A 15,961-nucleotide genomic window follows, 5' to 3' on the forward strand; every position below is an offset into this window, starting at 1 on the left:
ATGAACGCTACCTTCCTTGAGCAGCGCCTCGCCCTGCCAGATGTGACCCTTCTGGCAGCCACCTCGGTTAATGTCGCGGCAACTGTGGCCGCGCTTGAGAAAAGCATGGGCGCAATCGCTTTCGGGGCAGCCAAGTTGCTGACCGACTGCGACCCCGGTTTGCTCCCTCCGGGCTTGGAACATGTTGTGATTCGTCCGCTCGAATCCGCTCGCGCCTACTCCAATTTCGTTCTGCGGGAACTTGCTGTCCATGTTGCGACTTCGCACGTGCTATTGGTGCAATGGGATGGCTACGTGATCGATGCGAGACGGTGGCGGCCCGCGTTTCTCGAATACGATTATCTAGGGGCAAGCTGGCCGCAGTTTGGTGATGGACTCGATGTCGGCAATGGTGGCTTCTCGCTACGCAGTCGCGCTTTGCTCGAGGCGTGCCACGATGCTGCCTTCCATCCGTCCCACCCAGAGGACCTGGCGATCGCTCGGCACAATCGCGCCTTGCTGGAGACACATGGCTTGCGCTTCGCCCCGCGGGAACTCGCCGATGCTTTCTCGGCAGAGCGAGCGGGGAGTCCGGATACCAGTTTCGGGTATCATGGTGTGTGGCACATGCCTCGCCTCTTGGGCCGTGAAGCATTTTGGCGGATCTACCGCGGGCTCGACGAGCGCACGAGTGTGCGGCAGAATTTCGGAAGCCTGATGCGGCAGCTGGCCACTGGGCGTGGCGGTGCTGAGCGGGCGCTCAGCCTGTTGACAGACAGGCTCCGCGACGCGTTATGGCGAGGGTAACAACATAACGGATATACACTGCATGGTCTCCCGCTGGTTGAATCGCCACTTTTCCCGGCGCTGGTGCCAAGTCTCAATCTGAACGATGAGGTGACGCGCGTCGGGCTCGAACTACACACACGCGGCTTTGCGGTGTTCAATTTTCCCGATCCCAATCTTGACCCGCGAATCGACCGGATCACGGCTGCTTTGGCACCCTGCTACGGTGTTGATTTCGCTAATCCCGATAGCGACAAGACATGCGTCGAACGTCGTATACAGGATGCGTGGCGCTTTAACGAGGGAGTGTAGGCAATCGCTTCGAGCCCCGGCGTAACGGAGTTGCTTGCGAAGCTCTACGGCCGAACTGCCTTCCCTTTCCAAACACTCAATTTCCCAGTCGAGACCCAGCAACGTCCGCATTCCGATATTGTGCATCTTTTTTCGGCCAGCCGGAAAAGTTCATGTGTGGTGTTTGGTTGGCGATGAAGGATGTCACGATTGATGCGGGACCGTTGTTCTACTATCCGGGCTCACACCGCTTGCCGGTCGGCGAGGGGCGGGCACATCACTAGTTTCGGCGCAGAATCCATTTGAGCTCGCCTGGGCGGCGTAGTGCGAGGCTGAAGGCGCGGCGGCAGAAACCTTTCTTGCCCGCAAGGGCCAAGCGCTGATTTGGTGCGCCAACTTGCCCCAAGGAGGCGGCCTGCTGACTCCTCCCCGGCGTATAAGCTACTGGCATGTGACGCATTCTTACTTCGAAGACTGCTTGTATTACACCCTCGCCTTTTCTGACGTGGCGCTGGGCGCGCTTGACTTGAAGCAGATCACGGCAATTAGAGACGCCCGAGTACGGCCTAATCATTACCATGGTGAGGGGTTTGTGCGAACAAGCTGTTCGGGCTCCGAAGAGGCTTCCGGCCGACGGTCAAGGGCTGGTTTGATCGCTCGTTGAGGTATGGTAGCGCTTGCCGGTGAGGATGTGTTGCGCCTTACTGGTAGAATATTATAGCGGTGCGGGCGCGGCCCCCTCGCGCAGCGTATGTCCTGAGGAAATAACTTAGTGTTTGCTTTTTTTGCTTTCCGTCCGCAACGCTCCCGGCTCCGTTCCGGTGCTGCCCTCGCTGCACTGACGATGCTTCTGGCTGGGTGTGCGGCGATCCCCTCAAGCGGGCCGACAGGGGCTCAGGTCAGGTCGCAGGTCATTGACGATATTGGTAATTTGCCGATGAAGTTGGTCGAACTGCGCGACTTCGCTGACCTGCCCGCTAGCGCGCTCCCGGCTCCGGTCTTTGCCGAAAACTACACGCCGCCAGCGCCAACTGAGCTTGTTGGCCCGGGCGACGTGCTTGAGATTGCCTTATATGAAACGGGCGTGACGCTGTTCGGCGGGGCCGCGGGTTCTGTTGTGGCCGCGGCGCCTTCCGGCATCGATCCCACTGTACGTAGCCAGCGGTTCCCGCCGTTCCGTGTAAGTGATACAGGCACGATCAACTTCCCCTTCGTAGGTGAAGTTGCGGTCAATGGCCAGACCACTGACCAGATCGAAGTGTTGCTGCGCCGACTGTTGCGTGGCAAGTCTCAGAACCCCCAAGTTCTGGTGGCGATTTCCGAAGGACTGACCAATTCAGTCATCATCGGCGGCGACGTGCGGAATCCGGGCCGACTTGTGCTACCAACCAATCAGGAAAGTCTTTCCGACGTAATTGCGCTTGCTGGGGGCAATACCGGCGAGATCAAGGATATTCTTGTACGGATCCAGCGCGAGGGCACACTTGGCCAGTTTCGGATGAGCGACATTCTGGCGCAGCCTGAACAGGATATCCGTATCTTCCCTGCCGACCGCATTTTGCTTGTGCGTGCTCCACAGAGTTTTTCTGTTCTTGGCGCGGCGGGCCGCAGCAACCAGATCGCCTTTCCCGGTCCCAGCCTATCGCTCGCCGAGGCGGTGGCGCTCGCGGGCGGTTCCAATCCCAACGCTGGCGATCCGCGGGCGATCTTCGTCTTCCGTATCCTCGAAGGGCAAGACGGCGTGGAGGTGCCCACCGTCTTTCACCTCAACATGACGGAGGCGAGCAGCTACATCCTCGCACAGCGTTTCGCGATGAGTGACAAGGACGTGCTTTATGTGGGCAATGCCGAGGCGAACCAGCCTACTAAACTGGTGCAGATTCTCAGTCAGTTGTTCTACCCGTTGGTGACCCTCGAGAGGGTTCTCAACGGCAATAATTGAACCGCATCGGCCGTGCTAGCTAGAGAAATCGATGCCCCTCCGGCTAGATGCTCCTTCGCTTGAATGGCGGCGCTGAGCCGGAACTTGATCGGTCGGGGCTGACGATACCTGCCAAGCGTGGATGGAGTACTTTGAGGGGCAGTCCTAGGCGATGATGGTCCTTAGTCGCGAGCAAGCGTTCCATCCCTTCGTCACTTAGCAGGTGCTCTTCGCATTGTTTGCACACCCAGCCATCTTTGTGTGGCGCGAAGTGTTCCCCTGACTGTTACGATGCAGAAGTGGGGTCTTTCTCCTACGTGATTGATGTTTAGTGGGATGGCAACGTGGCTGGGGGCCTGCCCCAGACACGTTCGCCGACGGTCTCGACGGGGGTCTTCCCGCCTAGTTTCGAGTGTGGCCTGAGGTTGTTCTAGTCGTGCCGCCAGGCAGCGAGCACGATCCGGGCGTGAGCCAGCGAGGTGAGCAGCGTCTCATTGAGGCAGTCGTCGCGCAGACAGCCATTGAAGCTTGCCACCAAGCCGTTCTCCATTGGCTTGTCCGGTGCGATATAATGCCATTCGACCTTCCGCTCCTGCGACCAGCGCAGAATGGCCGAAGAGGTCAGTTCGCAAGCTACCCGTGCCCTGACAGCAATGTATCGGCCACCAGCACCAGGCGTTCCCGCGAGAAGTCGTCGACCACGTTCAGGATGTGGAAGGGCCGACTGCAAATCAGGCTGTCGGAGACGAAGTCGAGTGACCAACGTTGGTTCGGACCATTCGGCAGCACCATTGGTTTGCGTGCCCTCGGTGCCCGTTTGCGATCACCACGGCGCAGGTCCTGCACTTCGCCGGTGGTGGCAGCACGAGCAGTGTCGCCAGCGGAGCGACGCATGCCGGCTTCCATGAAGTCCTTGGACCAGGTGCAATACAAGCTCTGAGCGATACCCTCCTTGCGACACAGCTCGGCGATGCTGTCCTCGCCACGCAGGCCATCCAGCTCGATGAGGATCTTGTCTTCGGCCGAGAAATTGCGACGGCTCTGTCTCCGGATGTCCTTCACCGCCTGCTCAGCAGGGGCCTTCGCAGGCGATCTTTCTTCAAGGAGTGTTGGGGCTTCGTCGTAGTGACGAAGGGACGAAGATGAGGCCCCAACACTCCTTAAATCACAACCTCAAATCTGTGCCATTAGTGCTGACGGGGCACAGCCTCCGAATATGCCTGCGCCAGGAACCACATCGGTCGCCGGACGACCAAGCCAAGACATCCATGAATCAACGGCGACGTCGAGCGGATGGACCCGACGATCAAGGAAGCAACGGTAAATCGCTTCTACTACGAAACGCACGATCACCTGCGAGAGCGCGTCGCCAACTTCGTCGCAACCCACAACGCCTAGAACTTTGCAAAGCGGCTCAAACCCCTCCATGACCTCACGCCATACAAATAGATCTGCAAATGCTGAACCAAGGAACCCCAGCAGTTATTATCAATCCCGCACCATCAAATCCCTGGACCAAACTGGTGGTGGGTAGAGGAATTATGTCCCGTGTGCCTTGAGGGTCGCGCTGGCCATTTCGCTCTTTTGGCTGAACAGGTTGCCGAGGGTCGCCGCTGCGCGCAGGTAGACTTGGCTTGGCGGGCGCCAGCGAACCCGTTGGTGTCTGACGCTGCGCAAGGATAACCGCTCTTCGCAATCGGTCCGTAAATTTGTGACCGAAGATCCGATGAATACGCTCTACCCACGGCTCACCTCCAATGCGCCTGCATCACAAAATAGAACCCACAGGAATCCTTCGATTCACGTTGTCCGCAGAACGCTCTAGAGGTTGCCAATGCTTCCGTCGTGGCTAGAAGAGGCCCCATGATTCAGAACAGTTTGGCACGCAAGCCTCGCCCGCGCGAACGTATCGGGGTGCTTATCCTAGGTATGCACCGCTCGGGGACGAGCGCTCTCTCCCGCGTATTCAGCTTGCTGGGATGCGATTTGCCAAAGACACTCATGAGTGGCGGTGAAACCAACGAAACCGGTCACTGGGAATCATTGCCCATATCGCAGATGGACGATGAGCTGCTGAGCTCGGCTGGTACTCAATGGTGGGACTGGTTGCCGGTCAATCCTGGCTGGTACTCTTCTCCTCGCGTTGCCGAATTCAAGGAAAAAGCGCTTACTTTGTTGGAGGACGAATTCGGTAGCTCACCGCTCTTCGTACTCAAGGATCCACGCATTTGCCGCATTGCGCCATTTTGGCTGGACGTGCTTGATGAAGCCGGAGTTAAGCCTGCTGTCGTCATACCAGTGCGAAATCCGCTGGAGGTTGCCGATTCTTTGGCAAACCGCGACGGCTTTAATCCCGCACTCGGCCATTTGCTTTGGTTGAGGCACGTGCTTGATGCAGAGGCTGCAACACGCGGGATGCCGCGGCTTCATACTTCATACGAGGGGATGCTCGCCGGTTGGCCCGGCCTTGTCGCGGCAACACAGGCGGCTCTGGGCATTAGTTGGCCCAGGCTGTCGCCACTGGTGAGCAGCGAGATCGATCAATCCCTCAGCGATCGTCTGCGTCACCACCGGCATTCTGCCAAAAGCGTATCGGACAACCCCTTACTCTCAGCTTGGTTGCGTGAGAGCTATGCGATTTTTCTGCGTTGGGCTGAGGAAGGTGAGCGGGAGGAAGATTATGCTGTGTTGGACCGTATCCGCACAGACTTTGACGGTGCGGCACCAGCATTCGCTCGTCTGGTGGCGGTCGGCCAGCATGCTGAACGGAAGCTCAACACTGTCGAATCCAGCCTTCAGGATGCCGAATCCCGTTGCGAAAAGGTGACCGAACAACTCGGGGGTGTGCGATCAGCTTTAGACAAGACCCAAGCGGAACTGGACAATCTTCGATCTGAGGCCAACGAGTTGCAAGGCCAGCTCTCTCACACCCAGAGCGCATTGGCTCAGCGTAGCGCTGAGGCAGATGAGTTGTCGTCGGCACTTGCGATGGCCCGAGCGGAGATTGAAGGTGCTGAACGACGGGTAGCAGAAGCCGAAAATACTCGACGCGCGGAGACTGATGCCGCTGAGGAGAGAGCAAGAGAGGCTGAAGCTGCGTATCGCAAGGACATCGAACGGCTAGACGGGGAACTTCAGCGCGAACGATCGCGCATTTCCGATAGGTTCAAAGAGATTGCGACGTTGACCCGGCTTCTGAGTGAGAAGGAGAGGGCTGAAATCTCCGCTGCGGAGGAGACCGCTTGGCTGAGGAATGTGTCTGGTGTCCTTTTGAGTGGTTTCGGACCGAAATCAGTAAGTGGCTGGTTCCTAACTCTACTGCCGGGAAAATTTAGAGCAGCGAGAAGACGGCGGCTACTAAAAGAAAAAGGGCTATTCGATGCAGAAGCGTACCTAATCGCCAACCCTGACGTGGCGGAAGCCGGGCTTGATGCACTGACGCACTATATTCTGCACGGCATGGGCGAAGGGCGTCAACTTCGTTGAATTAAGGCGTCAAGCGCCTCGAGTGAATATGGAAAGTCAGGGACCTAGTCGAGCATGAAGAGCATTCGTAACGGGGATCAAGAAGTTGTGCTTGGTGCGGGTTCATTCGATGAAGAATGGTATGTTGAGCAATACCCGGATGTGAAGATGCTCGGCATGGACCCGCTCGAGCACTATTTGTGGATCGGCTCGAAAATCGGCAGACTACCATCGCCTCAAAAGACAGCTCGTCTTCAAGCGGATCGGATAATCTGCGAAGATTCTGGGTCGGGGCTTCCTGATCTTTTTCTGCTCCGTGCGAAACCACCCGTGAGCCAACGCGCCCTTGTCATATGGTCCGACGATGAGGCTGCTGCTCAGAATATGATCAGTTCCCTGCACCCGTTGCAGACGGACTTGGACGTGGTGCTCATAACGCACGAGAGGAATCTCGCATCGCGACTGGCGCTTCATGTTCCGCCAGAGGTCAACTACGTCGGTGCGGTTTACGGGCACAAAGTTTGCGCATGGCAGGCATTCTTCCATCTGGTGAATTCCGGTGCTTTCGCGCACTATGCAACGGTATCTTGGGCGGGTTTCTTTGGCGATATAAATGAAGGTTGCCCTAGCTCGATCGGGAGGCAACCTGCCGAATGGGCAACCCAGTCGGGTCTATATGCATCGTCCTTTCAAGTCCTTCCGGAAGAACTAAGGGCCGGCACATATGCCGCAATGAGCACCTTCATGGGACGAGTTGGCCGAAAGAGGCCCGACGAAGTGGATGGCTGTCCGTTTGGTAGCGTGGTCGTGACACACCCGCTCATCCTGAAGCAAATTCCCGCATATCGCATTCAGCCCGCAGAGATCGCCGGCGATCGTTCTGGACAATGGCTCGCCTCTGCGGTGCTGGCCGCTATATGCTCTGAGGCCGGATTAGAACGGTCAACGCATGGCCAAAATGGCGCATTGGCGGTCCAGAAGGGGCCCGAGTTTAAGGCTATCGCTTTCTATCTGCCTCAGTTTCATCCCATCAATGAGAACGATCGATGGTGGGGCAAGGGATTTACCGAATGGACCAACGTAGCGAAAGCGCGTCCGATGTTTCGTTCCCATTTTCAGCCGAATCTTCCGGCGGATCTGGGATTCTACGACTTAAGAACACCTGAGACGCAGGAAGCGCAGGCCGACTTGGCCAGCGAGTTCGGAATACATGGCTTTTGCTATTATTATTACTGGTTTGCGGGGCGGAAATTACTGAACCGTCCTATTGAACAAATGTTGAATTCTAGCAGCCCGAAATTTCCCTTTTGCGTATGTTGGGCGAACGAAAACTGGTCCCGCAATTGGGACGGCCAGAACAGGCACGTTCTACTTGAGCAGTCTTATTCTCTTGAATCGAACCGGGCACTAATCGGTGAATTCATAGAGATGATGAAGGATTCACGTTACATTCGGCACAACGGAAAACCAGTTCTTCTCGTGTATCGCATCCAGGTAATCCCAAACTGGCTTGAGACCGCGTCAATGTGGCGAGAAGAATGTCGGCAATCAGGCCTTGGCGACATACATCTGTGTGCGGTTCGCTTTGGGTTAGAAGAGCTCGATGGACAGCCCTCCGACTTTGGGGTGGATTCTTTCGTTCTGTTCCCTCCGCACGAGACAAAGAGAGTAGATGTTAAGTCTGAAGTGCTCGACCTGGCTCCGGATTTTCATGGCACGATATTCAGTTATGATGCCGTCGTCGACGGCGACTTGGAACGGTTTGAAGCCGGCTACCCATGGCCCGTGCACAGAGGAGCCATGCTTGGATGGGATAACACTGCCCGACGTCAGTACGACTCCCGGATTTTTGTGGGAGCGACTCCTGCGCGCTTCCACTACTGGCTGAAGGGAATTGTTGAGCAAGAACGGCTGCATAACCAGAATTCAGAAAGTCTTGTCTTTATCAATGCGTGGAATGAGTGGGCAGAGGGTACCACGCTAGAACCTTCCGTACGGTTCGGGCGAGGATATTTGGAAGCGGTTCGATCGGTGCTGGGGCGACCTGAAGTCAAGCGATTGGATACGGTTGCTGCACGGGTCATAGACAGTTCGCCAAGACCCAGTCGGTCCGGTTCCCCGCGATGGTTCGATGGGAATATCGAGAGGATTTCAGGGGCACCGACAGTCTTGGTCTGTGCACATGTGGTGAGCGATAAGCTCTTTGGTGGTGAGCGCAGCTTCCTTGATGTGTTGGACGCACTTAACCAGTTGCACCTCAACGTAGTGGTGGTTCTCCCAAGTGGTAATCACCGAGAGTATATTAACCTTGTTCAAGGAAAATCCATCGGAGTTGCCATAGTCACGTATCGTCAGTGGGCCAGCGGTCGGTTGCCTGATGAAGATATCATCGCAGAATTGTCAGAACTGATTGAGAGTCAAAGCATAGATTTAGTGTATGCTAATACTATCGTTCTTCTAGAACCTTTAATTGCTGCTCGTCGTAAGGAATGTCGAACCGTTGTGCATGCTAGGGAACTTATAGATCGCGATGAGCACCTCATAAAACAAATTGGTATGCGTCCGGAAGAAATTGTCCGCGAAGTCTGGGCGCGCGCCGATTTCGTCGTCGCAAATTCTTTGGCCACGCATGATTTGTTCTTTAAAAAGGGTAGGACTTTTTGTGCCCCTAACGTCGTTGATGCTAGCGGGTTTGATATGCTCAACGAAGCATCCGGCGAAATCGTGTTCGGAATCATCAGCAGCAACATACCCAAGAAGGGAATTGCCGATTTCATTGATGTGGCGTGGCGCTGCCAAGAAACGGTGCCAAACGCAAAATTCTTCGTTTTTGGTCCTGAGAACGAATATGTTGAGGAGTGGAAGAAGGAAGGCCTTCCCTCGAATCTAACGTTCAGAGGTTATTCTTCTAACCCCGCTGACGCGCTGGCTCAGATCAATGTGCTACTAAGCCTGTCACATTTTGCGGAGTCATTCGGTCGAACCATAGCAGAGGCGCAGGCCGCGCGTCGACCAGTGATCGCCTATGATCACGGCGCAGTTTCTGAACTGGTCGAGCATGAACGCACCGGATTGTTGGCGGGATATCGCGACATTGAACGGGTTGCCGCGCACGTACAAGAGTTAGCGTCGAATGAGACCCTGATAACGCGAATGGGAGCAGCGGGACGTTCAGAAGTCGTGAAGCGGAATGCCCCCACGACGTTAAGGGAAAATCTTTGGCGCGCTCTGGAGGAGATCTTGGGCAGGTCATTGGCGATGCGTTCAAGCGCCGCGCGGCGAACAACGATTATCGTACCGGTATTCAACGCATACGCAGAGGTTAAAGGCTGCTTGGATTCATTGGCGGCGAGCATCGATGTAGCTGACGCCCGAATTTTGGTCATAGATGATGGTAGCACCGATGAGCGTATCCGGGAGCTTCTAGCTGGTTACTCGCGCCGCCAGGGTTTTCACGTGCTAATTAACGAACAGAACCTCGGATACACAAAGACAATCAACCGGGGGATTCATTGGTGTGAGGAAGACGACGTAGTTCTCCTTAACAGCGACACTGTCGTCACGCGCGGTTTCCTTGATGGATTGCGAAAGACGGCGCGATCTAGGGCTAAGGTGGGGACCGTCACAGCAATGGGGGACAATGCTGGGGCATTCTCATTCCCGAATGCTAATGAGCCTAATCCGAAGCCTGACGCAGTTGCGCACGAAAAGTATGTCGCGTCAATTACAGCTCGATCAGGATGCCTGGAGCCGGTGGAGGTTCCTACAGGTTCAGGCTTTTGTATGTTTATCAGACGTGAGCTGTTCCAAGAGATAGGACATTTTGACGAGGAGGCATTCCCGCGCGGGTATGGGGAGGAAAACGACTTCTGTATGCGTGCTCTGGCTGCCGGATGGGTCAACCTCATTTCGCCAAACACCTACATTTTTCATGTTCGAAGCGCGAGCTTCGGTGAGGAGAAGGAGCGTTTGATTGGTTCTGCTGTCGATAGGGTCATTCGACGATATCCCGACTACCCCGAGAAGGTTAGAAAGGCGTTCAACAGTCCCGAAATGCTGCGTCTTCGAGAAGTAGTTCGCGACGCTATCAAGTCGGAATTTGGATACCAAGCATGACGGAAGAAAGTTTCAATCTGACGATAGAGGGCTATTGCCCAATATGCGAGAAGGCTGCGACGTTTGTCTCAAAGAACCGGTGGCTGAGAGGCGGCCTATATTGCCAGAGTTGCAAGAACGGTTCGGTGCCGCGTGAGCGTGCCTTGGCGCTCGTGCTCGGTCGCAAACGGCCTGATTGGAGAAATTTGGCCATTCACGAGTCTTCCCCTGCCGAGCGGGGTGTGTCCATAAAATTGCGAGACGAGTGCAAAAACTACGTTGGTAGCCACTACTTTCCCGATTCACCATTTGGTCAAATAGTGAGAGGATTTCGGAATGAATCCCTTGAGCGCCAGACCTTTCCAGACGAAACATTCGACGTAGTCGTTACTCTGGACGTTTTTGAACACGTGTTTGAGCCCGGGATGATGATTAAGGAGATATATAGAACCCTAAAGCCGGGTGGATTGTACATTTGTACATTCCCTATTCGCAAATACCAAGTCGAATCGCACAAGCCACGTGTCCACAGATCTGCAGATGGAGCTCTAACCTACTTAGAGGAGCCGGAGATACACGGAAATCCGGTCAATGGCGAAGGTGCACTTGTCACTTTTGATTACGGATACGACATCCATCAGATGCTTGCATATTGGGTACCGTTCACGGTAGAAATAACGCGCTTCGCCGATAGAGGTATGGGTATTTTGGGCGAATACACTGAAGTAATTACCTGTGAGAAGCAGTCGTAGGACTAATTATGTCGCCATGTAGTATCTGTGGTTCTGATCAATTCCGTGATGCAAGTTCGCGCAAGAATGTTTTGCGCTTAAAATGAGAGTCATATGAACGCGCACGAATAATGAAGGTATATATTGATCTGTGGGCTGCGGGTCCGTCTCCGTGGCGGTCGCAAACGGGCACTGGGCATGCGCAGGCCAATGGTGCTGAGATGGACCGATCCAATGGTGGTCGTTCGACTTCGTCTCCGACAGTCCGATCTGCGGTCGGTGCTTGCGCATCCTTTACGTGGTCGATGCCTACACGCGGGAATGCCTGACACAGAGCCGCCAGGCGCACGGGTCGCCCGGAAACTGTGACCAGCTTGATCGGGATGCGAGGCAGGTCGGGACGGGGCTGACCTCGTCGGCCATCCTGTACTGATTGCAGGAGCGGCACATCGAGCGGCACTATGCCGTACCCTGGTAAGCCGATGCGGCATGGCTTCGTGGAGAGCTTGAACGGTCGCCTGCGCGACGAATGCCTTAACGAGGCGCTGTTCACGTCGCTGGGATACGTCGAGTTCGTGCTTGCTGCCTGGCGGCGCGACTACAACACGGTCAGGACACACTCGAAACGGGGCTGGAAGGCCCCCGCCCAGTTCGCCGGCGAACTTGCCAGGGAGCATGCCCCCTGACACGTTGCTATCTCTTCGAACATCAATCATGAAAGAACGAGACTCAACCTCTGAATGGCAGCAATCAAAGAAACAAGTCAGCGACTCTTGTAAGCCTGCAGGCGTAGACCCGATAATTTTCTGTTGGTATTCAACACGATACCCTGGTCAGATCGTGGTGCGGCGCATCTTCTCTTTCCTGTGTTCTTGTCGAAAATTGGCATCAAACAGTTTGCAATTTTGGTAGCCTGATGCTCAGAGGCACGCCCAGCCAAAGACAGTCAGACAATTAAGCTGCAAAGAGAGAAATGAGTAACTTGAGCGAATGTGATGGGCGGCGAGGCATCATTCTGGCCGGCGGGTCGGGCACGCGTCTTTATCCTCTAACGCGCGGGGTGTCGAAACAGTTGATGCCGGTGTTCGACAAGCCGATGATTTTCTATCCGCTTAGCACGCTTATGCTGGCGGGAGTTCGCGACATCCTGATTATCACCACGCCAGAAGACGCGGAGCAGTTCAAGCGTGTCCTTGGCGACGGTTCGGATTTCGGCGTGTCGCTCTCCTATGCGGTGCAACGGAAACCTGAGGGCCTGGCGCAGGCGTTCCATATCGGCGCCGACTTTGTGCGCGGGGCGCCCAGTGCGTTGATCCTGGGCGATAATATTTTCTACGGGCACGGCCTTCCCGGCCTGCTACAAAACGCCGATGCGCGCACCAATGGGGCAACGATATTCGCCTACCGGGTCAATGACCCGCAGGCCTTTGGCGTGGTTGAGTTCGATGCGAGCGGCAAGGCGGTGTCAATCGAGGAAAAGCCCCGAGCCCCCAAGTCCAATTACGCCGTTACAGGCTTGTATTTCTATGACGATACGGTGGTGGATCGCGCGCGCGAACTCAGGCCTTCGGAGCGCGGCGAGCTTGAAATTACCGACTTGAACCGCCTCTATCTTGATGAAGGCGACATGTCGGTCGAGATGATGGGGCGTGGCTTCGCGTGGCTCGATACCGGGACCCACACCTCGCTGCTTGATGCCGCGACCTATGTAAAGATTACCGAAGAGAGGCAGGGGCTCAAGATCAGTTGTCCGGAGGAGATCGCCTGGCGCCAGGGGTTCATCACGGACGATCGCCTGCGCGAGATTGCCGAGCCGCTAAGGAAGTCAGGCTATGGCGAGTATCTACTCGGCCTTCTCGAAGGTTCAGCGCTGTCGTGAACATCACTGAAACTGGTCTGCCGGGCGTGCTGATCGTCGAGCCGCGAGTGTTTGGTGATGCGCGCGGGTTTTTCATGGAGACATGGAGCGCTACCACCTTCGCCGGGGCCGGGCTCGATCTCGCCTTCGTGCAGGACAACCATAGCCGCTCACAGAAGGGCGTTTTGCGCGGCCTGCACTTTCAGAACCCCGGACCGCAAGGCAAGCTTGTCCGAGTCACGCGCGGTGCGGTGTTCGACGTAGCAGTCGATCTGCGAGCCTCTTCGCCCAACTTCGGGCAGTGGGTTGGCGTTGAGCTTAGCGCCGAGAATAAGCGCATGCTATGGGTGCCCGAAGGTTTCGGTCATGGCTTCTTGACGCTCGAAGACAATACCGACTTCCTCTACAAGTGCACCGCACCCTATGCACCGCAGAGCGAATTTACGTTGGCGTGGAACGATCCGACAGTGGGGATCGTATGGCCGGTGCAGGGGCTGGATCCGATTATCTCTGACAAGGATGCGCGCGGGCTGTCGCTCGCCGATGTTCCGGTGTTCGCATGAGGGTGCTGATCACCGGAGCGAACGGTCAGCTTGGCGGGGCCTTGCAGCGGCTCGCGCCGGCTTGGGCAGAAGTCAGCGCGATTGGCTCCAAGGAATGTGATTTCTCCAATGTGTCGGTGCTGCGCGAAATGCTGGCAGTGGAAGCGCCAGAACTGATTCTCAACGCGGCGGCCTATACCGCAGTCGACAAGGCCGAGAGTGATGAAGCCCTTGCACGTGCGATCAACGCCGGGGCGGTCGAGGCGATGGTCGAGGCGATGGCTGACACCGGAGGCAAAGTGGTGCACGTCTCGACCGACTTCGTTTTCGACGGCACTTCTTCGCACGCCTATCTGCCCGAAGATCCGCGAAACCCGCTCTCCGCCTATGGTCGAACCAAGGCCGAGGGCGAAGATCACCTTCGCGATACTGACCTGCTGGTACGCACCGCTTGGGTCTATGAAGCGGGCGGGGCGAATTTTGTTCGCACCATGATCAGACTGATGAAGGAGCGCGACCAACTCGGCGTCGTTGCCGACCAGATCGGTGCACCAACCTGGGCGACCGGGCTGGCCAGAAGCATTTGGGGGTTGGTTGAAAAGAGCGCGACCGGCATTTTCCATCACAGCGATGCCGGGGTGGCCAGCCGGTATGATTTTGCCGTCGCAATCGCTGAGGAGGCTCAAGCGCTGGGGCTGCTGAAAGCCATCCCGGCGATCCGACCGATCAGCACCGCCGAATACCCGACGCCAGCCCGGCGGCCTGCATTTTCGCTGCTAGACTGCAGCACTTGCCGCGCGACGCTGGGCGACGTCCCTATCCATTGGCGTACGAACCTGCGCCAGATGCTCAAAGAGGAAGCAGCGCTTGGCTAATTTGCTCGTGACCGGCGGCGCCGGTTTTATCGGAGGTAACTTCGTACACTACTGGAACACGCATCATCCGGAAGACCGGGTAATTGTGCTCGATGTGCTAACCTACGCCGGTAACCGCTCGACGCTTGAAGGTGCGCCCAACGCGGAGCTTGTGGTTGGCGACATTCGCGATACCGCGCTGGTCGAAGGCTTGTTGAGCGAGCGTGATATCGACACCATCGTCCATTTCGCCGCAGAGAGCCATGTCGACCGGTCAATAACGGGTCCGGACGCGTTCATCGACACCAACATCCTGGGCACCAACAGCTTGCTGAAGGCTGCACGTGCCGTCTGGCTTGCCGGCGATGGGATCGGACATCGCTTCCACCACATCTCGACCGATGAGGTATTCGGCTCGCTTGGCCCGAATGACCCGGCGTTCAGCGAGACGACCCCCTACGCACCCAATTCGCCTTACTCGGCGTCAAAGGCGGCCTCCGATCATCTGGTCCGCGCCTATCACCACACCTTTGGGCTAGAAGTCACGACCAGCAATTGTTCGAACAACTACGGGCCCTTCCAGTATCCCGAAAAGCTGATCCCGCTATTCCTGCTCAATGCTCTGCACGGTCGCGAATTGCCGATCTACGGTGACGGCATGAATGTGCGCGACTGGCTGCATGTCGAGGACCATTGCCGCGGGATTGAGGCGTGTCTGACCAACGGCCAACCGGGTGAGACCTACAACATAGGCGGCGGCGCGGAACTGCCCAACATGACCGTTGTCGATACGATTTGCACCGAAGTCGACCGTGCCTTCGCTGAGATCGACGGGCTGGCCGATCGTTATCCCGACGCTCCGGCTGCTCGGGGCGAGGCGACCGCCAACCTAAAGACCTTTGTCGCCGATCGGGCAGGCCACGACCGCCGCTATGCCATAGATGAGACCAAGGCTCGCAGCGAGCTCGACTATGTTCCTCGGCACGGCTTCGAACAAGGTCTCCGTCAGACGCTGCAATGGTACCTCGACAAGGAACACTGGTGGCGGCCGCTCTTGGAGGGCTGAAGCTTGTCCACCGTGTCGGTGAAGAGTCATTCTGACGCGACCAGCTCTGCCACTGTTTGTTGTCCTCCGTTACGCTTCAGCCCGCCGGCAGGATGACCATAGTCGCAAGAGCTCCGACCCAACCGGTGACCTTCCCTGAAGAGGCAGTTTAGGTCCATGGGCGGCACTATTCTCAAGACATTGAATATAAACGATAAAAATCCTGACGGCTTTCGCGCGTGGAGTTCAGGTTCACCCTGCTTGATCAACTCGACACATTGTTAATGCGAGACCGCAACGATAACGGTCGTTGCGCAGCCCAACCACTCCACCCGAATGCCCTTTTATCCAATAGGCGGGCGTCTGTAGGATTCGATTGCAGTGGCCGGCGGGA

Annotated in this window: 12 protein-coding genes and 2 pseudogenes; 12 read left to right on the top strand and 2 right to left on the bottom strand. The window is 56.5% G+C overall.

The genetic code is table 11. The features are described from left to right. The 3 genes from HQR01_RS13525 to HQR01_RS13535 all read left to right on the top strand — a co-directional run bounded on the left by HQR01_RS13525 (position 1) and on the right by HQR01_RS13535 (position 2,998). Entirely contained in the window at positions 1-786 is a 786-nt protein-coding gene (locus HQR01_RS13525; RefSeq protein WP_173215434.1) for a DUF5672 family protein, read from the top strand. 464 nt (positions 787-1,250) lie between these two features. Continuing rightward, positions 1,251-1,340: a phytanoyl-CoA dioxygenase family protein gene (locus HQR01_RS15275; protein ID WP_234030323.1), complete on the top strand. Its 90-nt coding sequence runs from the start codon at positions 1,251-1,253 to the stop codon at positions 1,338-1,340. Between the two features lie 653 nt (positions 1,341-1,993). Continuing rightward, positions 1,994-2,998: a polysaccharide biosynthesis/export family protein gene (locus tag HQR01_RS13535; protein ID WP_234030179.1), complete on the top strand. Its 1,005-nt coding sequence runs from the start codon at positions 1,994-1,996 to the stop codon at positions 2,996-2,998. Positions 2,999-3,407: 409 nt separating this feature from the next. Here the strand turns inward: HQR01_RS13535 and HQR01_RS15445 are convergent, their stop codons facing one another. Further along, on the bottom strand, positions 3,408-3,512 hold the full coding sequence (locus HQR01_RS15445; RefSeq protein WP_407644594.1) for an integrase core domain-containing protein: 105 nt from the start codon (positions 3,510-3,512) through the stop codon (positions 3,408-3,410). Between the two features lie 293 nt (positions 3,513-3,805). Continuing rightward, a pseudogene (locus HQR01_RS13545) lies at positions 3,806-4,039 on the bottom strand (transposase); the annotation flags it as partial. Positions 4,040-4,189: 150 nt separating this feature from the next. Here HQR01_RS13545 and HQR01_RS15285 point away from each other — a divergent pair. From HQR01_RS15285 to rfbB, 9 genes and pseudogenes are all read left to right on the top strand, one after another. Beyond that, positions 4,190-4,438, top strand: a pseudogene (locus tag HQR01_RS15285) (IS481 family transposase); the annotation flags it as partial. 402 nt (positions 4,439-4,840) lie between these two features. Then, positions 4,841-6,463 (top strand): sulfotransferase family protein, encoded by a 1,623-nt coding sequence (locus HQR01_RS13550; RefSeq protein WP_173215438.1) that lies wholly within the window; start codon positions 4,841-4,843, stop codon positions 6,461-6,463. A gap of 54 nt (positions 6,464-6,517) precedes the next feature. Next, positions 6,518-10,558, top strand: coding sequence for a glycoside hydrolase family 99-like domain-containing protein (locus HQR01_RS13555; RefSeq protein ID WP_173215440.1), 4,041 nt, complete (start codon positions 6,518-6,520; stop codon positions 10,556-10,558). After that, on the top strand, positions 10,555-11,289 hold the full coding sequence (locus HQR01_RS13560; protein WP_173215442.1) for a class I SAM-dependent methyltransferase: 735 nt from the start codon (positions 10,555-10,557) through the stop codon (positions 11,287-11,289). The genes HQR01_RS13555 and HQR01_RS13560 overlap by 4 nt, the downstream gene beginning before the upstream one ends. A 440-nt stretch (positions 11,290-11,729) precedes the next feature. Next, positions 11,730-11,954: an integrase core domain-containing protein gene (locus HQR01_RS13565; RefSeq protein WP_173215444.1), complete on the top strand. Its 225-nt coding sequence runs from the start codon at positions 11,730-11,732 to the stop codon at positions 11,952-11,954. Positions 11,955-12,241: 287 nt separating this feature from the next. After that, the gene (gene rfbA / locus HQR01_RS13570) at positions 12,242-13,147 is read left to right on the top strand and encodes a glucose-1-phosphate thymidylyltransferase RfbA (protein ID WP_173215446.1); all 906 of its coding nucleotides are present in this window, start codon (positions 12,242-12,244) and stop codon (positions 13,145-13,147) included. Then, on the top strand, positions 13,144-13,689 hold the full coding sequence (rfbC, locus tag HQR01_RS13575; RefSeq protein WP_173215448.1) for a dTDP-4-dehydrorhamnose 3,5-epimerase: 546 nt from the start codon (positions 13,144-13,146) through the stop codon (positions 13,687-13,689). Before rfbA ends, rfbC begins: the two co-directional genes overlap by 4 nt. Next, the gene (gene rfbD, locus HQR01_RS13580) at positions 13,686-14,543 is read left to right on the top strand and encodes a dTDP-4-dehydrorhamnose reductase (protein ID WP_173215450.1); all 858 of its coding nucleotides are present in this window, start codon (positions 13,686-13,688) and stop codon (positions 14,541-14,543) included. Before rfbC ends, rfbD begins: the two co-directional genes overlap by 4 nt. Continuing rightward, entirely contained in the window at positions 14,536-15,588 is a 1,053-nt protein-coding gene (gene rfbB / locus HQR01_RS13585; RefSeq protein ID WP_173215452.1) for a dTDP-glucose 4,6-dehydratase, read from the top strand. Before rfbD ends, rfbB begins: the two co-directional genes overlap by 8 nt. Positions 15,589-15,961: the final 373 nt, after the last annotated feature.

Source organism: Erythrobacter mangrovi (assembly GCF_013260645.1).
In the GTDB taxonomy this organism is placed as follows: Bacteria; Pseudomonadota; Alphaproteobacteria; order Sphingomonadales; family Sphingomonadaceae; genus Qipengyuania; species Qipengyuania mangrovi.